Consider the following 23,366-nt stretch of genomic DNA (forward strand, 5'->3'; position numbering starts at 1 on the left):
GAAAAAAGATATGACAGACTAAGTAGGATTTATTTCATTAGCTATATTTAATTAGAAAATACTTAAGTGTGAGACTACCCATGCGCAGGACTGAGCAGACACTCGTCGAGCAAATGCAAATAAATGATGTTGAAATTCAGCATAGAATGAATTTATTAGGGCTCTCTTCACAATGCTTAGCATCACTCATTAACTATAAACCACTTATCGAGTCGGCGATTGAAAAAATGGTTGATGAGTTCTATAAAAAGCAAACAGAAGTCGATGAAATTTCATTACTTATTGGAGATGCTGACACACTGACACGTTTAAGAGATGCACAAAGACAATACATTATAGATTTATTTTGCGGCTGTTATGAAAATGATTACGTTAATAATCGGCTACGTATTGGCATGGTACATAAGCGAATTGGGGTAGAGCCCAAACTTTATTTATCGGCGGTATGTACCCTTAAAGAGCTCATTTTTGATGTGTTAAGAAACACCATAAAAGACCATGCAGAGCTAAATCAAACATTAACCATTATTGATAAGCTTATTTATTTTGATACAACATTAGTGTTTGATACGTACATTGCGAGTCTTGTTGGCGAAATAGAAAATGCGAAACGAAGAACAGAAGTGTATGCGAAAGGGCTTGAAGAGAAAGTGGCGCAGCGTACACATGAACTTGAAAAACTTGCCAAACTAGACCCCCTCACAAATTTGTATAATCGCCGAGAAATGCAAGAGTTGTTTCAGCGAGAATTAGCAAGAGCGCGCCGTCAGAAGCTACCTTTGACTATTGTATATTTTGATTTAGACAACTTTAAATCAGTGAATGACACACAAGGGCATTTGAAAGGTGACGAGGTATTAAAATTCATCGGGAAATATCTTAAAAAGAATACAAGAGAAATAGACATTGCCTGTCGTTATGGGGGAGATGAATTTTGCCTGATCATGCCAGATTGCGACGTAGAAAACACCATTGCGATATGTAATAAGCTGATCGTTGCTTTTGAAGCAAAATACCCCGCGTTACATTTGAGTTTTGGCATTATTTCAGCGCCTTTAGACAGCACCGTCGGTGCTGAGGAGCTTATAAATCGTGCTGATCGGAAAATGTACGAGGCTAAAAAGCATCAAGGTTCTCACATAATCCATTAACGTGTCATACGCTTTACAAACACAACCACAAACAGCGCTAGCGAAAAGCTGCCACAAAATGCTTCAATCGCTGCTATGAGCCTTGATAATCCAATGGGGGTAATATCGCCATAGCCTAGCGTTGTAAAAGTAACAACGCTAAAGTAAATGCTGTTTAAAAGTGCTGATACGTTATCATCGAACGAATTATCAAAACTAAATCTAAGCAATGAATCTTGATAGCTGACACCAAATAAAAAGTAACATATTGCGCAACAAACGATAAGAGACAGACTAAAGCGAATGACATTTTCAGGTTTTTCACCATAACCACATAACATGTCAATAAAGCTGGAAGTAATTTGTTTCGTTGATCCTTTCGGGTACTGTGCGTGGCGCATTCTTAATTCTTTATAGGTAAAGTTACCTGCGAGCTCGAAAAGCCCTTGGTGTTCAGACGCTTTACGTAAATTTCTGTATATTTCTTCGGATTGTTCAAATAAGTCGCGCGCAGTCGAGTATTGCCTATTTCGACGAGCTTTAAACGCCTCGGCTTCTTGTAGTAATTGTTCGCCTAAATCGATATTATCAATGCGGCTATCACTGAGTTTAACCCCAAGTAGGTTGGTATTTCGCAAATCGCAGTAGTGTAAGCTGGCGCTATGAAGGTTCGCTTTCATTAAGGATGCATTGGCAATTTTATTGTTGAAAAGATGTGCCCCCGACAAATTGGCTCGATAAAAATTGCAGTAAGAAAGATCATAACCTTCTTCATCATCTTTCTTTATTAAATTTAGACCCACTAAATTTGCACGTTGTAATTGCAGACCCTGAAGTAACCCGCCCTTTTTTGCATATCGTTCAAGTTTTTGAGTCAGCTCTAAGCCTGATTTATCAAATTTATTATCATGCCAAAAGCAATACCCAGAACCCATATCGGTTTCTTGACACGTGTTACCTGTTGGTGAAATGTAGCTACAACACGGTTTATCAGGCATAAGAATAAAAACTTATTTATGAGTCATCTTTATAGATTAGCAGGTATTTTACGGGGTAAAATATAATACAAAGATTTTATTAATTACATTGGCTTATTTTGTTTGAGTACACGTTAAAACGCAGTAAACGTAGAAAAACTGTCGCGATTAAAGTCGCTGAGCAGCAGTTGACTGTGTATGCACCTCACTTTGTCCCGCGTAAAGATATTGAAGCGTGGTTAAAAACAAAGCAGCATTGGGTTGCAGAGCAAGTTACTAAACAATCATTACACGCTGAGCAGTGTCAATTTCCCATTAAAAATTCGCAAATCAAGCTATTTGATCAGGTAATTCCCCTTGTATTTAAGCAAGAAAATTGCAGCCAATGGTATCAAGACACTGATACTCATGAATTAACCCTTGCTATTTCACCGCGCGTTAAACTCACAGACGCAAAGTATCTTGCATTGATGGAAGAGTTTTTACATGACAAGTTAGAAACCTACCTTGAGATGCGTATACAAAACTACTGTATTCAAATGAGAGAAGCGTTACCAACACGTCTTAAAATTCAACATTACAAGCGTCGATGGGGCAGTTGTAATCGCCAAAGAGAGTTAACCTTTAATTTGCACTTAGCCAGTGCGCCCCTATGGGTTATTGATTATGTTGTTGTTCATGAACTTGCGCATTTAAAGCATATGGATCACAGTGCGGCATTTTGGCAACGGGTGAGTGAGTTTTATCCCGAACATAAAAAAGCAAGCAATTGGCTGAAAGTGAATGGTCCATTTTTACGCTGGCTCTAATACTAATCCGCAAAAATACTTAATCATTTTGAGTGATTAAACCAGTCGCTACCTGCGTTAAAAATGTCTGATTTACGACTGCATGGATGCAGGAGGTAGAGCAATGCAGGAGCAATTGCCGAGAACAACTAAATAACTACATTTTTGCCTTGTTATCAACGCGGTTTTATTGCCTCAAAATAGACCACTTAATTAAGCGGAATAGTATAACAAAAGGATAATTCAATTGAAATAGCTGTATTTTTAGTTTAACGATTTAGGAAAAGAGAAGTAAATAATAAGATGAAAAATAGAATAGTGAATTAGCAGAGAAGGAAAGTGGTGGAGGGAGCTGGATTCGAACCAGCGAAGGCTGAGCCGTCAGATTTACAGTCTGATCCCTTTGGCCGCTCGGGAACCCCTCCACACTAATTTTTATTGCATTTGGCCCCACTTAACTGAGCGTAGAAAAGTGGTGGAGGGAGCTGGATTCGAACCAGCGAAGGCTGAGCCGTCAGATTTACAGTCTGATCCCTTTGGCCGCTCGGGAACCCCTCCAATGCAACGGCGCTGATAATAGCAAACTGGCTCTTTAAGTAAAGAAAAAAACTAAAGAAAAATAGATTAATGCCGATAACTGGTTAATCTTGAAACTATTCGGCCAAAGTCTATGCAAATTGATGGTTTGTTGCTCAACGAGAGTCAACTTGATAATCGTCTTAACAAAAGTGTTCATGAACACCGCCAAGGTGAGTTTGCCTTATTATTGGCGATGCTGTCTCATGATGCGCTTGATTTTAGCCAGTTTCATTTACCGAAAACAGAATTAACCGATACTCAGAGTTCAGAACACGTACTCAGAAATGAGTTAGGGGCAGGCCCAAAACAACCATTAGCGCCTGAACAATATGATATGTTAATCGGGCAGAATAATGGGCTGCGACTTTTAGAAGGTGGCTTGTCAGATATTCGCCTACGTAATTGTCTCAGTCCTGAGCCGCTTGCTATCCGCGATGATAAAAATCATGTGCCGTTAGAAGTCATCGATAACTGTGAGCCAGCAGTCAGAAAACGCTATTACGATAAAAACGCACCCACAGAGCGTATGCAAATGGATGCAGCTGCGTTTTATGACAGCTTAACGGACGAGGCGATTCATCAGCCTTTGCAATTGGCAACTGCTTAATTAATTGAAATTGTCATACTCGCCTTGTACGCTACACTTACAAAGATAGGTAAATTGGTGCAAATCAGTAAAAAGTACAGCTAATTTTTTATGTGCTTGTTATAATGCGCCCAAATGGCTTTATGCCATTATCATTGAACCAAGTTATTAGGACTATAATGAAGAAAACATTCACGCTTAACCATGAGAAAATTAAATACCCTCGCATGGTTGATGCAGCTAAGCACGAAGTGAAGAAGTATTTAAAACGTGAGCGTAATAAAACTCTCCCAGAAGATGCCGATTACTGGGCATTTGATTGTAAATTTGGAGAGTCAGCTGACGACGCGAAAGTCGTTCATGTGGCGGAAATTAATAAATGCATTAGCGATATTGAAGCAAAAGGGCTTACATCGTTTTATGTCGAGATTCTAGCGCGTCCAGCACAACGCCAGTTACAAGAATTTGACGAAGAATAGTCGTTATAATTCATAGAATTTAAGAATGGGCCTTGAGGCCCATTTTTATTGTCTGAAATACAATGACATTATTGTGTGTTGATTTATATCACATGCCCACCACGCAACGGCTTTCCCTACAATGGCTAGTCAAGGTTTAGATTGGCTATATAAAAAGTGAATAGCCGTGATTTAAATTGCGTGACACTTTTTATATTTTTTGCCGCTACCGCAAGGGCATTCATCATTACGGCCAATTTTAATATCAGCAACGGGCGTTATTTCACCATCAAGGTAACGCCATAGTCCATCTTCTTTAATAAAACGCGATTTCTCGTGTAACTCACAATACAAGTTTTGGTAAAAGTAATTTGCTTTAAATTCTACAAAACCTTCTTGCTCGTTATATTCAGTATCTAAAACGCTTAGCTTGGTAAAACGACAGCTATTAGCAAAATCTTTGATTTCGCTAACAGGGTTAGCGGTTTGTTGGCTTTGTGCGTATGTTGTAAAGACATATTTTGCATCTTTTAAGGCATAAGCACTAAAGCGAGAACGCATAAGTTGTTCCGGCGTTTGCGCTTGGCTATCGCCTGCGTGCAAAGGTTGGCAGCAAAGCGAGAAATCTTGTTTGCTGCCACAAGGACAAAGGGAGTGTGTGAGTGATGTCATAACAACTTACCTAAAACAATAAATTGCTATTTTAGCAAGCCTATTGTGGCTGCGGTACTAAATTGTTTAATGGGTTGCTTTTGGTGAAGCAGTAAAACTTTGCAGATGCATGTTCTAAATTAAGAGTCATAGAATCTAGTTGATTGTTGCTGACAATATCTGTCCAGGTGATCACTGCGGCAAAGTTACCGTTGTGCAGCGCCGAACTTAACACATATTCAAGATTCACAAGGTGCTTTTGTCTGATCACTAACAGTTTACTGGTGTCGATTGAACATGAATCGAGTAATGCTTTACTTGGCACATGATCAGGTGCAATTAACAATGTCCACGCACTTTGGCTGTTATAGTGATGTAATACCTTTAATAGCTCAAATGTTGCTGAAATTTCGTCTTCAATTTGAATTAAATTAACCGACGCTTTGTCGTTATCTTGTTGATAGCTTTTAACGGTTCTTAAGGTAATTGGCTGTAACATAACTTTCACTCACTGGTTGTTTATACAGTATGTGTATACAGTAGTTTATACAGTGTTTTTGCGCAAGTGTTTTTTTGCTATTTTTTAACCAATTATTCAGTTTTTAATAATTTTAAAAAATTAAATCTTTAAAAACAATTGGTTATTTTGTTTCTTTACAGTGTGATATTTTGTTAAAAATGGATGAAATAATATATACAGTGTTTTATATCGAAGTTTATACAGTAGTTTGTATGCAGGATATTTGAGGTTTATACAGGTGTTTTGATAAAGAAGCCGGTGTACACCGGCTTCTAAAATTTAGTTTTTCAAGTACGTATTTAAAAACTCAAGGTACGCGTTTGATGCTTTGATACGGTTTTCTTTTTTAGTAAAACCATGACCTTCGTCATCGAACAACACGTATTCTACGGGGACACCATTCGCTTTTACTGCGGCAACAAGCTCATCACTCTCAACTTGCAATACACGAGGGTCGTTTGCACCTTGAATAACCATCAGTGGTTTCGTAATGTTTTTAGCATGGAAGAGGGGAGATATCGCTCGATGGCGTTCGCCATCAGTTGCAGGGTCACCCATTTCATCGTACAGCGCTTTTTTAAAGCTTTCCCACCAAGGTGGTATAGAGTTTAATGTTCTTACCCAGTTAGTTACGCCAAAAATATTAATACCTACTTTAAATTCTTCAGGTTCGAAAGCCAGCGCCGCTGCCGTCATAAAGCCACCGTAACTGCCACCCATAATGCCAATTTTATCAGCATCAACCCAGTCTAAGCTCTGTAAGTGCTTTTTCCCGTAGACAATATCTTGCAAATCGTCTGTACCATGCTTTTTATCATCTAAATGGAAAAAAGTTTTACCATAGCCAGAGCTACCGCGATTGTTTACAGCAAATATAGCATAGCCATGATTAACTAAGTGCTGCTGCATTGCGCTGTAACCTGTGCGGCTCTGGCCGCCCGGACCACCATGCACCCACACTAGAGCAGGCACTTTATTATTACTATTAGCCTGTTTGGGCTTATATAAAACGCCAGGGATTTCTAAACCGTCAAAGCTTTTAAAACGCACAATCGTGCTTTCAACGAGATCATTTTGATCAATTGCATCGCTTAAAGTATGGGTCAGTTTTTTTGCTTTCGTTTCGCCTAATTGCCAAACAAATAAGTTACTTGGCGAGGTATCTGAATTTAGGTAAAACGCCATGCTCTTTTCATCAGCTGAAAAGCTTACACCACGTAAATTGCCCGGGGGCAAGGCAGGCATATCGATTTGTTTATTGGTTTTTGTGTCAATGATTGTCACTTTAGTACTGGCATCAGCATTAACCCCACTTACTTGGTAACGCCCTGATTTTGAGAAGTAAATAAAGCTGACATCCCAGTCATCTTTTAGGGCGGGGCTGTGCTCACCTGTCGTTAAGTCATAGCGCCAAACCTGTGAAAATTCACCTTTTGCATCGGTCGAGTAATACAGAGACTTGCTGTCTTTTGAGAATGTTTCAGGGCCATATTGCGCTTCATTATCATGACGAGTGATTAGCTCAGGTTTGAGCGTTTTTTTCATTGTATCGAGAATGAACACATCACTGTCTTTATTAGAGTTATTTTTTGATAAGGCAATAAAGCGGCCATCAGGGCTAATCGCCCCGACATCTAGACCAAGAGTATTTTGATAAACAGGTGTTATTTCATAGCGTGAACTGTCTACGCGATATAAATCCATAAACTTAGGATCGCGTTGATTACTCGTTATAAAAAAGTGTTTGCCATCGTCTGTAAAGCCCGCAAAGCTGGCACGAGTTTCATCGCCAGGAGTCAGGTCTTTGACAGTGCCGTCTGTCTCACGTACATAAATATGATAGCGCTCGTTCCCGCCTGAGTCCTTGGTAAATAATACGCGCTCATCGTTTGGAAAATAGCGAACAGCATAGGTGCTGTCTTCAAAGTTTGTTAAACGTTTTTTGTTCGCTGTTTTAATATCAATTTCGTAGAGGCTATAGATGCCGCTTTCATCACTGCTAACAAGGATTTTGTCACCTTTAGGTGAAAAGCTGCTGCCCATAATTGAAGTGGTATCAAAAAATGTTTCAGCGTCATACTGTTTAATAGTGTGTTCTTGTTGCTGACTAATTTCGCTGGTGGTCGTTTGGTTTGATTGTGAACATCCTGCTAATGCAAGGCTTAATGCACACGCAATAGTTGCTAGTTGAAAACTCGGTTTCATTTTAATTATTCCTTATTATTTTTCCGTTATTGAGTCTTACTTGTTCAATATATAAACGCAAGTTTTGCAGCTAAATAATTGTTACAAAGCATGTAACTTTTTAGGGAAATTGCTGTGTTACAATTTAAATTTCGCAAAGGAATGGCAATGATAGAAATAAAAAATCTCAATAAGCGTTTTGCTACAGCAACCGTGTTCGAAAATTATAATAAGCAATTTAACAGTAAGAAAATGTGCTTACAGGCGAGCAATGGGAGTGGCAAAACCACGTTACTGATGATAATTGCTGGCCTTGAAAAATCACAGTCGGGGCAAATAATGTATGCTAATAAACAGCATAGTTCACCACAAAAGTATGTGGCTATTGCCAGCGATCGCATTTGTTTACCTGATTTTTTAACGGCTCAGCAAATTATTCAACTGACCTGTAAAGCCTTAAATGTGCCTGCGCCAATTGACCTTATTAACGGATTTAAGTTCAGCGAACACTTACACACCCGTTTTAGTGCATTATCGACAGGCAATCAAAAAAAATGCCAGCTTATAATCACGTTTATGAAGCGGGCGCCTTATTTGCTTTTAGATGAGCCGAGTGCAGCACTTGACCAAGCAAGTATCCATTATTTACTAAATTTGCTTGATAACTATTTAAGTGATAAACCCGATGGGCAAATCATTTTAACCAGCCACGAGCCAGATGTGTTTTTACACCAAGGCTTTGAGTGTACGCCATTATGATAGAGAGCTTGTCACGTTATAATGCATTAATGAGCTACCGCTATTTAGCATATACAACTGCACTTAAGAACTTACTGGCGCAGCTTAAAAACTTTGGTTTGTTGTTTGCGTTAGTGCTTGGGCCTGCGGTTTTAGGCATCGCGCTGTTGTTATTTTTGGGGCTGGGTAAAATTGTAGACAGCCATGAACATGCCCGTTTTAGCGCCCAGTTAGCTTTGCTCTATCTGGCACTGCAAGCCGTTATGTTATGGGCTGTTGCTCCTGCTATAACAAACTCAGAAAATAGAGCCTTTCAAGCACATATCTTTAAGCCTGCTTGGCTAATTTTAATCGACTGTAAGCTTTTACTACTCAGTAATGTGTGGTTAATGGCAAGCTTATTGATAGCCGTTGACCTTCGTCTTCAGCAATGGTTGCAGGTTCCTCATTTTATTCTATTTATGCTGTTGCAGTGGCTGTGCGGTTTAATGGTAATTTATAGACCTTATTCGCTATTTTATGGTTTTTTAGCGTGTAGTATTCTGGTTCTTTTACCGTTTAGTTTAGATTCCTTACACTACCATAGCGGCTTTTTAATTGGTTTTATGGGGAGTTTATTTTTTCCTAACATGAACCTCAGTCACAAACGTGTGGTTAGTTCACTCACTTCATTTTGGATTAGTTACTTTTTGGAGCACAGCTGGAGTGTAATTTGGCGAAGTGCTTTGTTTACTGCAAGCCTATTAGCCGCAGTGCAACTAGTTGAAATTCGTAGCGACTTTAATCATGCGATACAGGTTATGGTGTTGGCAAACTGTGTATTACTAAGTAGTTCATTACAGTTTGATTGCTTTGCAGTGCTTCAAAAATACCGAATGTTTTTTCAAACAAATGGTCAGTACAGACGGTTTTATTTAAGTCATTTTATACCCAGTTTACTGTTTTATGGTGCAGCGACATTGGCGGCAATGCTTTTGTTAAATGTTTTACAATGGCCGCTGGTCGCTTTGGCTGCTGTGTGGTGCTTTTTACAGCAGCTTTTAGCGCAAAAAAAACCAGCGCATTTTGCGCTGGTTTGGTGTGTTATAACAATTGGAATAGCGTTAATTGCTTAAGCTGCATCAGCTTTGCTGTTATTTCCGCTACGTGCAGCTTTACCTGCAACGAGGTCAGCTGGGTCAAAATCGTCTACGTTAATTACATCGAGACGAGCTTTTTCAACAGCAGCTAATTTATCAGCTTCGGCTTGGCTTAAAATGCCTGCTTCAAGGCCCATTTGTGCCACTTTATCAAGTTGGAAGAAAGGCAGTTTTACACCTTTTTCGCGGCATACTTTATCAAATAATGGTTCAACTTCTAGTACGTCTTTAAGCGTTTGCTCTTGACGGCCCACTAAGTTAAGTGGCTCATTTTTAAGGTATACATAACTTGCTAAACGGTTACGTGTTTCGCTAGGTACTTGTAATAAGTGTGCGAGTTTGTGCTCAAGCTTATCTGTTGGCTTGCGTACTGGGCGCCCAAATGGGAATAACATGATTTTAAGCATCGCACGAAGCGCAGCAGACGGCATGTTATTAATTAAGTCAGCCAGTGCACGTTGGCAGTGATAAAGGTGATCTTGGCAGCTCCATTGAACAAGCGCAAAATCTTCTTTTTTACGGCCTTCGTCGTTGTAACGTTTAAGTGTTGCAGACACTAGGTATAAGTAGCTTAGTAAGTCACCTAAACGTGCTGAGATACGCTCTTTACGTTTTAATGAGCCACCAAACACAGCCATGCTGATGTCAGACATTAATGCAAGTGAAGCACTAAAACGTGACGCTACGCGGTAAAACTCTGCGGTTTCATCTTTGTACGGCGTACTTGTAAAGCGCGCACCGGTGAATGCTAACCACTTAGTACGTACTAGGTTCGAAATGGTAAAACCAATATGACCCATAAGTGCTTTGTCGAATACTGCAAGTGCTTCTTCGCGGTCTTCAATCGAGCATGCACCTAGTTCAGTAAGTACGAACGGATGACAACGAATTGCACCTTGACCATAAATGATCATGTTACGCGTAAGAATGTTTGCACCTTCAACTGTTATTGCAATTGGCGCACCTTGGTAACCACGGCCTAAATAATTGTTTGGACCAAGCATAATGCCTTTACCACCGTGAACATCCATGCCGTGAATGGTTGCTTCACGCATTTGTTCTGTTAAGTGGTATTTAATGATAGCTGATACCACTGACGGCTTTTCACCAAGGTCAACGGCACCGGTCGACATGCTGACTGCGGCATCAGAGCTGTAGGCATAACCTGCAAGTTTTGCGAGTGACTCTTCAACCCCTTCCATTTGACCGATAGGTAAACGGAATTGACGACGAATGCGGCTGTATGAACCAGTAGCAAGTGCGATGGTTTTAATTCCACCCGTTGAATTAGACGGCAAGGTGATTGCGCGGCCTACCGATAAGCATTCAACCAACATACGCCAGCCTTGGCCAGCCATTTTAGGGCCACCAATGATGTAATCTAGTGGAACGAAAATATCTTTACCGCGAGTAGGACCATTTTGGAATGGAACATTTAGCGGGAAGTGACGACGACCAATTTCAACCCCAGGGGTGTCTGTTGGGATGAGCGCACAAGTAATACCTGGCTCTTTGTCATCACCTAATAAACCGTCTGGATCTTGTAATTTAAAAGCAAGACCAAGCACTGTCGCAACAGGTGCAAGGGTAATGTAACGTTTATTCCATGTTAGGCTAATACCTACCACTTCTTCACCATTCCACTGACCTTTACATACGACACCGTAATCAGGAATAGCACTCGCGTCTGAACCGGCTTCAGGTGAGGTTAGGGCGAAACATGGAATTTCTTGACCACTTGCTAAGCGTGGTAAGTAATGATCTTTTTGCTCTTTAGTACCATAGTGCTGAAGCAGCTCACCTGGACCTAACGAGTTAGGCACACCAACAATTGAAGAAAGTAGTGTTGATTTACTCGTAAGCTTTTGCAGTACGCATGATTGTGCAAACGCAGAAAACTCTAAACCGCCGTATTCTTTTTTGATGATCATGGCAAAGAATTTATTATCTTTTAGATATTGCCAAACATCTTGTGGTAAATCGGTTAATTCATGAGTTGCGTGCCAATCATCAAGCATGCCACATACTTCTTCAACAGGACCATCAATAAAGGCTTGCTCTTCAATGGTTAGTTTGGGTACTGGGTATTGATGTAATTTATTCCAGTCAGGACGGCCGCAGAATAGATCTGCTTCCCACCATGTTGTACCGGCATCGATTGCTGATTTTTCTGTATCCGACATTGTCGGAGTGACTTTTTTAAATGCAGCAAAAATAGGCTTGATAATGTATTGTTGACGAATGCTAGTCACAGAAAGTGGCACAGCAATTAATAAGAATAGTAGCCAACTAATTGCGCCAAACGCGCCAGCAAAAGTGCCAACAAGTAATGTCGCAATGGCAATACCTAAGCAGGTATTCCAGCTTGCTCTGTGGTAACTCGCAATACTAAGCAGCACGAGTAAACCAAGTAAAAATAAGAGAGTCATTGATTATTCCTTAATAGAGGTCAGACCACCTCTCTTAGAGTAGCGCTAGATACGCTAATTATCAAGAGGTGGACACGGATAAAACTAATTTTACCTGTTCATTTTTTTACAGTGTAAACCATGATGAGCAGACAACCAGATTGGCATTCGGGTTTATTATTGCGATTTAATAAATAATAATGTTGGTAAAAGTAAAAATTTAGCGTGTTCAACCAGATAGTTAATAAAATACAAATAGGGTAGTTGCTAATAGTGTCGCTATGTTTAACAATAACTGCTGGCACAGCTTCGCTATTAATGCCATTCCTTCATTTAGTTTTATAGGTAAAGAGTTCTATGTGTGAGTTGCTTGGCATGTCTGCCAATGTACCAACGGATATTTGTTTTAGTTTTTCAGGCTTATTAGAACGTGGCGGTAACACCGGACCACATAAAGATGGCTGGGGCATTACTTTTTATGAAGGAAAAGGCTGCCGTACGTTTAAAGATCCTGAGCCAAGCTGCCAATCTGAGATTGCGAAGCTTGTTAAAGCGTATCCTATAAAGAGTATTTCGGTTATTAGTCATATTCGTCAGGGCAATCGTGGCCGCGTGTGTCTTGAAAATACACACCCATTCACGCGTGAATTATGGGGCCGCGAAATTACTTACGCACATAATGGTCAGTTGTCTAATTATCATGACTTAAAGCCTGATTACTATCGGCCAGTTGGCAACACCGACAGTGAACTGGCTTTTTGCTGGCTACTCGATAAAATTCGTGAAAAGTACCCTAAGCGCCCATCCAACATGGCGTCGGTTTTCCGTTATGCCGCAAAACTCGCCCATACTCTGCGAGAAAAGGGGGTGTTTAATATGCTATTAACGGATGGCGTGTATGTGTTGGCTTATTGTACTAATAATCTGCATTGGATCACCCGTCGTGCGCCGTTTGGCAAAGCCACATTAATTGATGCTGATATGGTGGTTGATTTTCAAAAAGAAACCACACCGAATGATGTGGTTACTGTCATTGCAACCCGACCACTTACCCACGATGAGCGCTGGCAAAAAATGGAACCAGGTGAGTTCGTGCTATTTAAAATGGGTGAGAAAATATAACGATAACATCGAAGCGCTTTTACGGCGCTTCGTTACTCATTTCTTGCTTAACCGCAGGCGGTGTACTCACAGGTGCTGTTACTGTGAATGAGTTAAGTTGTACTTCAAACTGTTCCACGCCTTTTTCGCCTTTCCACATACGCACTAACATGTAATCCATTTCGGGAGCAAACCAAGCAAGAGCTTGACGTTTATCGTTATCGTATAAGCGTTTTACTTTAATGGCTTCAATATTGCCGATTGGTAAAGAAATCATTTCGGTGCCAATGACTTCAAAGTCGTAGCTACGCAGATTTCCTTTTTTATCTACTAGTGGGTATGAAAGCTGGGTTTTACCTTGCTTTAACTCTTCGCGCACTTGAACTTGGTACGACAGAGAGTCTTGAAAATCATCTGACCAATCAAATTTTAGCGGGTATTTACTTTGATTACTGTTCACTTGCTTTTGTGCAGCATCAAATTTTAATGTGTACTCTTTATCAGGTCCTGTACCAGAGCGCTCCATTGTGTAGCTTAAAGGCGATACTTTTTGATCTTGATAGGTAAATTTTGAAGTTTCTTTTCGTGAATCAGAAAATATCATCCATTCGATTTCACTATGATAAGTTAGCACATAGCTATCGTTGGCTGTTTTTTTAAGTTCGCGTACTGCTTTACCATGGGTTTCGCCTTTACGAAGTACATCGTATTTGGCTTGGTATTGAGTGAGATCGCCAGCTAAAACACTGGTAGGAAGTAATAAAGTGCCCACACACGCGAGTAGGGCACTTAAATTTTTATTCTGGGTAGTGCGCGCCGTGTGCAGGAAGTTGTTTTTCGTCAAAAACTGCATAATCTGCTTCCATCTTGAGTCGTTGTTCACTGAACCACTTGACCACCAATGGATAGATTATATGTTCTTGCTGATGAACACGTTGTGCGAGTGTCTCTGCGGTATCGTTTTCGAGTACCGGCACTTTGGCTTGAAGAACAACGGGACCGCCGTCTAGCTCTTCTGTGACAAAGTGAACACTAACGCCATGAACGTCATCTTTTGCATCTATCGCTCGTTGGTGGGTATTCAGCCCTTGGTACTTAGGCAACAAAGAAGGGTGAATGTTCAACATTTTTCCCTTAAATTTTTGCACTAAGCTAGGAGTAAGAATACGCATAAAACCAGCTAATACAACTAGATTTGGTTCAAAATTGTCAATAATGTCCATTAACTCAGCATCATAGGCCTCGCGCGAGTCAAAGTCTTTATGGCTAAGTACACGAGTTTGTATACCTGCATTTTTTGCTCGTTCAAGGCCATAGGCGTCGGCTTTATTACTAATTACAGCGGCGATTTCGGCTTTTATCTCACCACGCGCACATGCGTCGATGATGGCTTGAAGGTTTGAACCGCTACCAGAAATTAATACAACAAGACGACAAGGGGTCATTAGTCACGACCACCTAAAATTTCTACTTGCTCTTCGCCTGCTTTCGCATCTTGGATTTCACCGATATGCCATGCATTTTCGCCAAGATCTTTAAGAATCGCTAAGCTTTGCTCAAGTTTATCGGCTGGAACAACTAATACCATGCCAACACCACAGTTAAATGTACGGTACATTTCGTGAGTTGTGATGTTGCCATTTTCTTGTAACCAGTTGAAAATTACAGGCCATTCCCAGCTGTCACCTTTGATCACTGCTTTTGCAGATTCAGGTAAAACTCGTGGGATATTTTCCCAGAAACCACCGCCTGTGATGTGCGATAACGCGTGAACGTCAACCTGCTTAAATAACTCAAGGAGTTGTTTAACGTAGATGCGAGTTGGCTCTAAAAGGTGATCGCCCAGTGTTTTGCCGTCTAGGTCAGCGCTTGTGTCAGCACCTGATACTTCAAGTACTTTACGAATTAATGAGAAGCCGTTTGAATGAGGACCACTTGATGCTAGAGCGATTAATTGGTCGCCAGCAGCCACTTTAGTGCCATCGATAATTTTTGACTTTTCTACAACACCGGTGCAGAAACCAGCCATATCGTAGTCTTCACCTTCATACATACCTGGCATTTCAGCAGTCTCACCGCCGATTAACGCACAGCCAGAAAGCTCACAGCCTTTACCGATACCTGTTACAACATCGGCTGCAGTGTCGACGTCTAATTTACCCGTTGCATAGTAATCAAGGAAAAATAGTGGCTCAGCACCTTGTACAATAAGGTCGTTTACACACATAGCAACAAGGTCGATACCCACTGTATCGTGCTTTTTAAGATCGATTGCTAAACGTAGTTTTGTACCAACACCGTCTGTGCCAGCAACCAGGACAGGCTCTTTATAGCCAGTTGGTAGTTCGCAAAGTGCGCCAAAACCACCGATACCGCCCATTACTTCAGGACGTTTGGTTTTTTTAACGACGCCTTTAATACGCTCAACAAGTGCATTACCGGCATCGATATCTACGCCCGCGTCTTTATAGCTAAGAGACTGTTTTTGTTCGCTCACAGGTTTTCCTCAAAAAAGTTGCATGTGGGTTGCTTAGAAACGCGCGTATTTTACAACAATTGCACTGGCGCGGCTAGTTGAAAAATCACTTTAACCGACTTGACAAGGACAGTTGTCCGCAAAATGAGAATGAAGGTGTAAAGATAGAGGCGCCAGTGTGTTCTGGCGCCTAAATAAAGAGGGGTAAAATAGGTTAGGCTTTCGCCGTTAAAATAGCCCGCAGAGGAGCAGGGTAGCCCTCAATCGTTTTGCTGGTGTCGGTGGGGTCTAAAAAGTCAACCAGTGACTCGTTTTCCATCCACTGGGTTTTGCGTTGTTCTTCAAGTGTGGTGATTGCACAATCTTTAACTTGGACATCTTTAAAACCAACGCGCTCCATCCACAGCTTTAATGCTGCCGTACTTGGAATAAACCACACGTTGCGCATTTTTGCGTAACGATCGGTGGGCACAAGTACCGTGTGTTCGTCACCTTCGACAACCAGCGTTTCTAACACTAATTCACCCCCAGGACGAAGCTGTGCTTTTAATTGGGCTAAAAAGTCGATAGGCGAGCGACGATGATATAACACCCCCATCGAAAACACGGTATCAAACGCTTTAAGCTCTGGCAGTGCTTCAACACCGAGTGGTAATAAGTGAACATTGTCATCTTGGTGGTAATGTTTAATCGCTTGAAACTGGCATAAAAATAGATCAGAGGGGTCAATGCCCACCACAAAGTTGGCACCTTCACCACGCATACGCCATAAGTGGTAACCAGAACCACAGCCAATATCAAGTACTGTACGGCCTTTTAATGGCTCAATATGCGGCAACAAACGATCCCATTTCCAATCGCTGCGCCATTCAGTATCAATGTCGATACCGTGTAAGCTAAATGGGCCTTTACGCCAAGGCATCATGCGTTTTAATAAATGGGTGAGCTGCTTTTGTTGACCTTCTGATAACTCATCGCCTGTGCCTATCTGTACTTTATCTTGCAGGTTTACATGATCCGTACTGATTTCTGGTAAGTTTTTTAATACCTTTTGCCATTTGGGTAAATCACCATGACTTGCTTCTTGCTCCCAATGCTTAAGTTGAGCAGGCAAGGTTTCGAGCCAATGACTGAGCGGGCTTTGTGCTATTGCAGCGTAAAATTGGTTAAACCATTGAGACATGAAATACTCTTTATATCGTTGTGCTGTTACTTGATGGCAATCATCGAGCAGAAATTAAAACATTGGTACCATACTTGGGTTTGGCTAAAGCCAATCTCAGTGAGGCGTGCTAAATGAGTACTCAAATGATCAGGGCGCATAACATTTTCAATCGCTGTGCGTTTTTGGCTGATCTCAAGTTCTGAGTAACCGTTGTGACGTTTAAAATCATGGTGTAAATCAATCAGCAAATTATTGCATTGCTCATTTTCACCTTTAATTTTTTCACTAAGCAGCAACACGCCACCGGGCTTTAAATTAGCATAGATTTTCTCAAGCACTGCGTGGCGCTTTTCAGGCGGAATAAACTGCAGGGTAAAGTTCATTGCTACAACAGAAGCATTTTCGATGGCTAAATCGTTAATATCACCAAGGGTAACTGTAACGGGAACTTCAGAACGAAAGCCTTGTAAATGCAGTTTACACCGCTCAACCATGGCTTGTGAGTTATCTACCGCAATGATATTACAGTTATCTGTACGAATATTACGGCGCATGCTTAATGTTACAGCACCTAACGAGCAGCCTAAATCATATAGGTTTGAGTTACTTTGTGCGTACTCACCAGCTAGTTTTCCCATGGTACTAACAATAGTGGCATAACCCGGCACCGAACGCTGGATCATATCTGGGAATACTTCAACTACATGTTGGTCAAAACTAAAGTCTTTAACCGCTTGCTCAGTGGCATAAATACTGTCTTTTTGCGTCACTTGAACAGTCTCTTTAAAAAATAATACCGCTATTTTAGCATTTTTAGCTGGATAGTCAGTGATAAATTCAGTAGCTTGGCTAGAATTATCAATAACAAGTACAAGAAAGAGAAGTTTAATGACTAAAAGCAAAGTGATCAGTACAGAAGATATCTTATCAACTCTGTGTCATTCAGTTACCGGCGTATTATCGTCAGCAAGTGGCAATAAAATTAGCTATTCGGCTATGGTACAAAAAATTACCCGTACCTGCATGCGCCCAGATATAGGTTGTTTTGTATTGTTCGATGGTGGTTTTACAGGCCTGGTGGTAACAAACTTCACGGCACAAGCGGCGATGGAAATTTACCATGATTATATGCGCAGTATGGGTATGCCAGAAGAAGAAATAGCCAATAGCCATTTATCAGACGACGTTGCCAACGTACTTGGTGAGCTGATGAACCAAATCGTGGGTGACTTTACTTCTAAAGTACGTGACCAATTGCATACGTCTATCACCCAAAATCAACCTAAGATGATGGCAATCAACAAGCAAGTACAGATTTCGGTTGATACCACTATGGATAGACCACAAGCACGCCGCGTGACATTCACTACATCGAAGCAAAATATCTTCTATCTTGAGCTTGCGATGGATAAAACTGAGTTTATCAAGCTTCATGACTTTGATATTTCAGAAGCGGTTGACCCTGATGACATCATTGAAAACGAAGCAAAACAAAAAGCTGAAAAGCAAAAAGCAGCATCACAAGCAGACGATGCCGATGATGATTTTATGGCTGAACTTGGTTTGTAACCGGATTCGTATATACTATCTCTCAGTATTAATTGGTAGCTAATCATTTAATACTGAGAAATATAAGATTGGATCATCACAAGTCCTCAACTATCGCTTTATGTACCTTTATTTCTAACTCCGAACTTTCTTATTGCCAACGTCAAGCTAAGCGGGAAATTATAGTTTGTCTAAATTATGCGAAGCACAAGCCAACTGCAATTTATCGTTTAAGTGCCTAGCTATATTTTTAATACTCTAGCCTTGAAAGTATTTCTAATAGTTCTAGCTCATCAAACTCACCAGTTATTTGGTAAATCACCTCACTCTCTACTTTATTAAGATATACCCTATCATAATCGACATTGCTTCCAGTAATAGTAAAGGCAAACAAATCACCTTTACGATAAACCTTCATCTTATTTGAGCTATCTATATCAAATGCTTTTTTTATGGCATCTAACTTGTTAGTTTTTAATGAATTTGTATATAACCTCAGGAAAAACTCATGCACAGTTAGATTAAATTTTTTGTGAAGGTTTGATATAGCAATATCTGGCGGGTTAAGTCCTATTGTTAATTCTTTATCATTATTCAGAATTGTCACTGTGTGGTTAGATAATCCAAGGAAGTTTATTCTCTTTAAATCATCTCTCGTAGGACAGAAAGATATATCTACAATATTTAACTGAAAGGTATCTGTTGAGCACTTTGATTTAGGGAATTGTATCACATTAGTTGCAAAGACATTACTAGATGTTATTAATAGCAAAAAAGGGATTACTCTTTTCATTTTATATTCCCAACGCAGATAGTTGTAATTTAGTTCTATAGTTACGTACAACTTCTTTAGCACAAGTTAATGATTGCTTTGATTCTATCTGTCTTAAAACACTTTGAGTAAAGTTTCTTACGATCCAAGATATGGTTGCCTTTCCTCCAATTGGCCGTGGAACCCAACTTAATGCAGTTGAGCATTTCTGAGTTGCAAAGATCATTTCACCAAAGGTTTCTGCTACGCGAGCATTAACATCCCCTTCGAAAGTAAGATTTAGACCTGCTGCCTTATAAAAAGCATTGATAGCATTTTTTACTGCTGTATGATCAGTCATATTAAATTCCATTTTAATTTTTATATAAAATATCCACTCTAACTCTAGAGGATACATTTATTTGAATTTATAGCAATGTTAATTCACCGATAACATTGGCCTGTGATTACCTAGAGTTCCCTTTAACAGTGAATGAGCTATTTTTAGGGTTGCCAGTATGTAAGTTTAAATGATTTCATTATTAATAGGTTTAACTTGGGTGTAGGGGGGAGGTTTGATGGCATTATAACTGGAGGTCTATTTAATCAAGAGTATAAAGTTGTATAATGAGTATTTTTATAATAAATAATTTAAAAGTTATGACTTGAATATGTTAGAAAGCTTTAACGAGAATGGGTTTTTATAAAAAATTATAAATTTCAGCAGTTATTTCATCCTTATAAATTTATAATTAACTTTTGATAGCATTAATAAGGGTTTTTCCCTTCACCTACCAGCACACTGAATATTCTTAAATCAAGCTCGAGTTGATGGTATTGCGGCTCCATGTGGCAACAGAGTTGATAAAACGCTTTGTTGTGGTCCTTTTCTTTAAAATGTGCAAGTTCGTGAACAACCAATGCTTTTAATAACGGCTCTGGTGCGCATAGTAAGTCGCTGTTAATGGCTAGGTCGTGCTTACGCGTTTTGCCTTGCATACGAAAAGTATGCGTACCTAACGCATTGGTGACCATATCGCCTTGTTTTTTAAACGCGGCACGACCAAAAGGCAGGGCGTTTTTAAGGTAACGTTTTTTAAGCTCGGTTGCATAATTGTATAAGGCTTTATCATTGGTGATGTTATGCGCGTCAGGGTATTTACCTTTTAAATACTGTGCGGCTTTGTCATTACTAAAAAGCTGTAATACTTGGTCAACGATATGGGGCGGGTAACCTTGAAAATAACGGCTGTAGTCTTTCATATGCACTCTGAAATTAAAATAAACTGCTTTGGCTGGCTTCTCGCTCACCTGTAAAAGGCGCGAGCACCGGGTGATTATAACCTAAATCTTGGCAAAATTGCCTCGCCAATAGTGGCGATTCGCGGTTATCGGCGGTATGAAAAAACACATACGGTGATTTACCTTCTTCAAGCCATTGTTTTATTTTTTTAAGCCAAGGTTGGTAATACGATTTGTATTCATGGTTAAGGCTTGCAATCACAAAGCGCAGCATCGGATTACTGCCCGTTGCTATAGCATGGACAGGTAAATAAGGCTTTTTCTGTTGCGCATCAATCAATGCATCTGTTTCTGCGGGCACTGCAAATAAAGCCCGTGTATCCATACTTATGCGATTAATGTTGTTTTCAATTAGTAGCTGATTAAGGCGAATTTCAGCATCACCTTTTTGAAAAAACGCGGGATGGCGTACTTCAACACCATAATTGAGGTGTTTGGGTAACTGGGCAATAAAATTAGTCAGCAGGGGCAGAGCATTAGGGCCAAAGGCACTTGGTAACTGCAACATAATTTGCCCAGTTTTGGCAAAAATAGGTTCAAACAGGGTCAGCCATGCATTTAGCTCATTGTTTATATTGGTGAGTTGTAATTCATGGCTAAAGCGTCGGTGAAATTTAAAGGTGAATTTAAAGTCGTTGGGTACAGCATCGCACCAGCGTAATAATGATTCGTGACTTGGGTCAGCATAAAAGCTGGTATTGCCCTCAACCGAATTGAAGGTGTGCGCGTACTCGTTGAGCATGTCGGCACTTTTACAGTGACTAGAGAGTAAATTTCCTTTCCATGCGGTGCTAGACCACTGCGGACAACCTAAGTACAGCATTAAATCAACCAATAAATTTAAACTGCGCGTAGTGTAACAAAAGAAATGAATGCTCAGAAGTCAGTGCGTATATTTAGGCTTCTTGGCGCACTGCTGGCACTCGCATTTTGAGATGTTTTGGGTATAATGCTCAGCCTTAAATGATTACTTTGTATAGTGGCTTTTGCTCTCAAAATAGCGAACTCTTAAGAGCAGGCGGCTATAAGTCTTTAACTGACAGGAATACTATGCGCTCTATATATTGCGGACAGCTAAATAAATCTCACGTAGATCAAGAAGTTGAACTATGTGGTTGGATCAATAAACGCCGTGACCTTGGTGGACTTATTTTCGTCGATTTGCGTGACAGAGAAGGGCTCGTTCAAGTGGTTTTTGATCCTGAAGTAGAAGGATTAATGGACACTGCGAATAAACTACGCCAAGAGTTTTGTGTGCAGTTAAAAGGTGTTGTTCGCGCACGCCCTGAAAGCCAAGTAAATAAAGACATGGCAACAGGTGAAGTTGAAATTTTAGGCACAAGCTTAACTATCATCAACCGTTCAGAGCCATTACCTCTTGATTTTAATCAGCAAAACTCTGAAGAGCGCCGTTTAAAATACCGCTACTTAGATTTACGTCGTCTTGAAATGAGTGACCGTATTAAACTACGTGCAAAAGCGAGCAGCTTTGTGCGTCGTTTCTTAGATGACAATGGTTTCTTAGATATCGAAACACCCGTACTTACAAAAGCAACACCAGAAGGTGCGCGTGACTACTTAGTACCAAGCCGTGTGCACAAAGGCAGCTTTTATGCATTGCCTCAGTCGCCACAGTTATTTAAACAATTACTAATGATGTCGGGTTTTGACCGTTACTATCAAATTGTTAAATGTTTCCGTGACGAAGATTTACGTGCTGACCGTCAGCCAGAATTCACACAAATCGATTTAGAAACGTCATTCATGAGCTCTAATGAAGTTCGTGCGATGACAGAAAAAATGATCCGTGAAATGTGGCAATCACTGCTTAACGTTGATTTAGGTGACTTCCCTGTCATGCCTTACAGCGAAGCAATGCGTTTATACGGTTCAGATAAGCCAGATTTACGTAACCCAATGCAACTTGTTGATGTTGCTGACTTAGTCAAAGACGTTGAATTTAAAGTTTTCTCAGGCCCTGCAAACGACGAAAAAGGCCGTGTTGCCGTGTTAACTGTACCAGGCGGTGCAGAGCTTTCTCGCAAGCAGATTGACGACTACACGAAATTCATCGGTATTTATGGGGCGAAAGGCCTTGCATGGATGAAGGTTAACGACCGTGCTGCGGGTGTTGAAGGTGTACAATCACCAATCGCTAAATTCTTAAATGAAGACGTGATTAACCAATTACTTGAGCGTACTAATGCGCAATCGGGCGATATCATTCTATTTGGTGCAGACAAACGCAACGTGGTTAACGAAGCAATGGGTGCGCTTCGTCTTAAGATTGGTGTTGATTTAGGTATTACAAACCTTGATAGCTGGAAACCGCTATGGGTTGTTGACTTCCCAATGTTCGAAGAAGACGACGAAGGTACATTACATGCGGTTCACCACCCATTCACGGCTCCAAAAGAAATTTCGCCAGCAGAGCTAGAGGCAAACCCTGCCGCAGCAATCTCTGATGCATACGACATGGTATTGAATGGCTATGAAGTAGGTGGTGGCTCAGTACGTATTCACAACGCCGACATGCAAGAAACAGCGTTTAGAATCTTAGGTATTGATGCACAAGAGCAACAAGACAAGTTTGGTTTCTTACTTGACGCCCTAAAATACGGTACACCACCGCATGCAGGTCTTGCGTTTGGTCTTGACCGCTTAGTGATGTTGCTATGTGGCACTGATAACATTCGTGACGTAATTGCATTCCCTAAAACAACGCAAGCATCATGTTTATTAACAGATGCACCAAGCAAAGCCAATGCGGATTCGTTAACAGAGCTTGCGATTAATGTGGTTGCAAAAGACGCTGAGTAATTCTTAATAAACTGAATTATAAGCTTTAATGAAAGCCCTAAGGTG

General features: G+C 40.5%; 23 protein-coding genes and 2 tRNA genes. 9 read left to right on the forward strand and 16 right to left on the reverse strand.

Annotated elements, in window-relative coordinates; genetic code table 11:
* Positions 1-80: 80 nt before the first annotated feature.
* On the forward strand, positions 81-1,151 hold the full coding sequence (locus LPA49_RS10395) for a GGDEF domain-containing protein (RefSeq protein WP_036969415.1): 1,071 nt from the start codon (positions 81-83) through the stop codon (positions 1,149-1,151).
* Here LPA49_RS10395 and LPA49_RS10400 read toward each other — a convergent pair.
* On the reverse strand, positions 1,148-2,128 hold the full coding sequence (locus tag LPA49_RS10400) for an ion channel (RefSeq protein WP_036969411.1): 981 nt from the start codon (positions 2,126-2,128) through the stop codon (positions 1,148-1,150). The two genes, LPA49_RS10395 and LPA49_RS10400, sit on opposite strands and share 4 nt — an antisense overlap.
* Before the next feature lie 98 nt (positions 2,129-2,226).
* Between LPA49_RS10400 and LPA49_RS10405 the strand changes: the two genes are divergently transcribed.
* A complete protein-coding gene (locus LPA49_RS10405; RefSeq protein ID WP_036969409.1) occupies positions 2,227-2,916 on the forward strand; it encodes a M48 family metallopeptidase in 690 nt (229 codons plus the stop codon).
* Between the two features lie 319 nt (positions 2,917-3,235).
* On the opposite strand, the gene LPA49_RS10410 is transcribed toward LPA49_RS10405, so the two are convergent.
* Together LPA49_RS10410 and LPA49_RS10415 are read right to left on the reverse strand one after the other, a co-directional pair.
* A tRNA-Tyr gene (locus LPA49_RS10410) sits at positions 3,236-3,320 on the reverse strand.
* A 48-nt stretch (positions 3,321-3,368) separates the two neighbouring features.
* A tRNA-Tyr gene (locus LPA49_RS10415) sits at positions 3,369-3,453 on the reverse strand.
* Between the two features lie 112 nt (positions 3,454-3,565).
* Between LPA49_RS10415 and LPA49_RS10420 the strand changes: the two genes are divergently transcribed.
* Positions 3,566-4,081, forward strand: a complete 516-nt coding sequence (locus LPA49_RS10420) for a VC2046/SO_2500 family protein (protein WP_180311487.1) — start codon at positions 3,566-3,568, stop codon at positions 4,079-4,081.
* Positions 4,082-4,239: 158 nt separating this feature from the next.
* Positions 4,240-4,539 (forward strand): DUF6172 family protein, encoded by a 300-nt coding sequence (locus LPA49_RS10425; protein ID WP_036969405.1) that lies wholly within the window; start codon positions 4,240-4,242, stop codon positions 4,537-4,539.
* A gap of 171 nt (positions 4,540-4,710) precedes the next feature.
* On the opposite strand, the gene LPA49_RS10430 is transcribed toward LPA49_RS10425, so the two are convergent.
* The 3 genes from LPA49_RS10430 to LPA49_RS10440 all read right to left on the reverse strand — a co-directional run bounded on the left by LPA49_RS10430 (position 4,711) and on the right by LPA49_RS10440 (position 7,894).
* Positions 4,711-5,190: a YchJ family protein gene (locus tag LPA49_RS10430; protein WP_036969402.1), complete on the reverse strand. Its 480-nt coding sequence runs from the start codon at positions 5,188-5,190 to the stop codon at positions 4,711-4,713.
* Positions 5,191-5,230: 40 nt separating this feature from the next.
* On the reverse strand, positions 5,231-5,668 hold the full coding sequence (locus LPA49_RS10435; RefSeq protein WP_036969400.1) for a SulA-like leucine-rich domain-containing protein: 438 nt from the start codon (positions 5,666-5,668) through the stop codon (positions 5,231-5,233).
* 300 nt (positions 5,669-5,968) lie between these two features.
* The gene (locus LPA49_RS10440; RefSeq protein WP_230236491.1) at positions 5,969-7,894 is read right to left on the reverse strand and encodes a S9 family peptidase; all 1,926 of its coding nucleotides are present in this window, start codon (positions 7,892-7,894) and stop codon (positions 5,969-5,971) included.
* Between the two features lie 147 nt (positions 7,895-8,041).
* On the opposite strand from LPA49_RS10440, the gene LPA49_RS10445 reads away from it, so the two are divergent.
* Complete coding sequence (locus LPA49_RS10445) at positions 8,042-8,632, forward strand: ATP-binding cassette domain-containing protein (RefSeq protein WP_074989730.1); 591 nt, start codon at positions 8,042-8,044, stop codon at positions 8,630-8,632.
* A gap of 8 nt (positions 8,633-8,640) precedes the next feature.
* Entirely contained in the window at positions 8,641-9,726 is a 1,086-nt protein-coding gene (locus LPA49_RS10450; protein WP_206770814.1) for a DUF6136 family protein, read from the forward strand.
* On the opposite strand, the gene fadE is transcribed toward LPA49_RS10450, so the two are convergent.
* A complete protein-coding gene (gene fadE, locus LPA49_RS10455; protein ID WP_036969391.1) occupies positions 9,723-12,179 on the reverse strand; it encodes an acyl-CoA dehydrogenase FadE in 2,457 nt (818 codons plus the stop codon). The two genes, LPA49_RS10450 and fadE, sit on opposite strands and share 4 nt — an antisense overlap.
* Positions 12,180-12,515: 336 nt before the next feature.
* Here fadE and LPA49_RS10460 point away from each other — a divergent pair, with 336 nt between their 5' ends.
* Positions 12,516-13,280, forward strand: coding sequence for a class II glutamine amidotransferase (locus tag LPA49_RS10460; RefSeq protein ID WP_036969389.1), 765 nt, complete (start codon positions 12,516-12,518; stop codon positions 13,278-13,280).
* Between the two features lie 19 nt (positions 13,281-13,299).
* Here the strand turns inward: LPA49_RS10460 and LPA49_RS10465 are convergent, their stop codons facing one another.
* The 5 genes from LPA49_RS10465 to cmoA form a co-directional block, all read right to left on the reverse strand.
* Positions 13,300-14,112 (reverse strand): DUF3108 domain-containing protein, encoded by an 813-nt coding sequence (locus LPA49_RS10465; RefSeq protein WP_199525260.1) that lies wholly within the window; start codon positions 14,110-14,112, stop codon positions 13,300-13,302.
* Positions 14,057-14,704, reverse strand: a complete 648-nt coding sequence (gene purN / locus LPA49_RS10470) for a phosphoribosylglycinamide formyltransferase (RefSeq protein ID WP_199525261.1) — start codon at positions 14,702-14,704, stop codon at positions 14,057-14,059. Before purN ends, LPA49_RS10465 begins: the two co-directional genes overlap by 56 nt.
* Positions 14,704-15,756 carry a phosphoribosylformylglycinamidine cyclo-ligase gene (purM, locus tag LPA49_RS10475; RefSeq protein WP_036969381.1) on the reverse strand — a complete coding sequence of 351 codons (1,053 nt, stop codon included), beginning with the start codon at positions 15,754-15,756 and terminating at the stop codon, positions 14,704-14,706. The genes purN and purM overlap by 1 nt, the downstream gene beginning before the upstream one ends.
* Before the next feature lie 193 nt (positions 15,757-15,949).
* A complete protein-coding gene (cmoB, locus tag LPA49_RS10480; protein ID WP_036969378.1) occupies positions 15,950-16,918 on the reverse strand; it encodes a tRNA 5-methoxyuridine(34)/uridine 5-oxyacetic acid(34) synthase CmoB in 969 nt (322 codons plus the stop codon).
* Between the two features lie 26 nt (positions 16,919-16,944).
* Positions 16,945-17,670, reverse strand: a complete 726-nt coding sequence (gene cmoA, locus LPA49_RS10485; protein WP_036971611.1) for a carboxy-S-adenosyl-L-methionine synthase CmoA — start codon at positions 17,668-17,670, stop codon at positions 16,945-16,947.
* 118 nt (positions 17,671-17,788) lie between these two features.
* On the opposite strand from cmoA, the gene LPA49_RS10490 reads away from it, so the two are divergent.
* On the forward strand, positions 17,789-18,469 hold the full coding sequence (locus LPA49_RS10490; protein ID WP_036969376.1) for a DUF3334 family protein: 681 nt from the start codon (positions 17,789-17,791) through the stop codon (positions 18,467-18,469).
* Positions 18,470-18,698: 229 nt separating this feature from the next.
* Here LPA49_RS10490 and LPA49_RS10495 read toward each other — a convergent pair whose 3' ends face one another.
* The 4 genes from LPA49_RS10495 to LPA49_RS10510 all read right to left on the reverse strand — a co-directional run bounded on the left by LPA49_RS10495 (position 18,699) and on the right by LPA49_RS10510 (position 21,324).
* A complete protein-coding gene (locus tag LPA49_RS10495) occupies positions 18,699-19,241 on the reverse strand; it encodes a hypothetical protein (protein ID WP_180311492.1) in 543 nt (180 codons plus the stop codon).
* A 1-nt stretch (position 19,242) separates the two neighbouring features.
* Positions 19,243-19,560 carry a hypothetical protein gene (locus tag LPA49_RS10500; protein ID WP_180311493.1) on the reverse strand — a complete coding sequence of 106 codons (318 nt, stop codon included), beginning with the start codon at positions 19,558-19,560 and terminating at the stop codon, positions 19,243-19,245.
* A 407-nt stretch (positions 19,561-19,967) separates the two neighbouring features.
* Positions 19,968-20,462, reverse strand: a complete 495-nt coding sequence (locus LPA49_RS10505; protein ID WP_074989719.1) for a M48 family metallopeptidase — start codon at positions 20,460-20,462, stop codon at positions 19,968-19,970.
* A 13-nt stretch (positions 20,463-20,475) separates the two neighbouring features.
* Complete coding sequence (locus LPA49_RS10510) at positions 20,476-21,324, reverse strand: DUF72 domain-containing protein (protein WP_230236493.1); 849 nt, start codon at positions 21,322-21,324, stop codon at positions 20,476-20,478.
* A gap of 227 nt (positions 21,325-21,551) precedes the next feature.
* Between LPA49_RS10510 and aspS the strand changes: the two genes are divergently transcribed.
* Positions 21,552-23,321 carry an aspartate--tRNA ligase gene (aspS, locus tag LPA49_RS10515; RefSeq protein WP_180311494.1) on the forward strand — a complete coding sequence of 590 codons (1,770 nt, stop codon included), beginning with the start codon at positions 21,552-21,554 and terminating at the stop codon, positions 23,319-23,321.
* Positions 23,322-23,366: the final 45 nt, after the last annotated feature.

The sequence above is a fragment of the Pseudoalteromonas sp. MB41 genome (assembly GCF_020966275.1).
Lineage (GTDB): Bacteria > Pseudomonadota > Gammaproteobacteria > Enterobacterales > Alteromonadaceae > Pseudoalteromonas > Pseudoalteromonas lipolytica.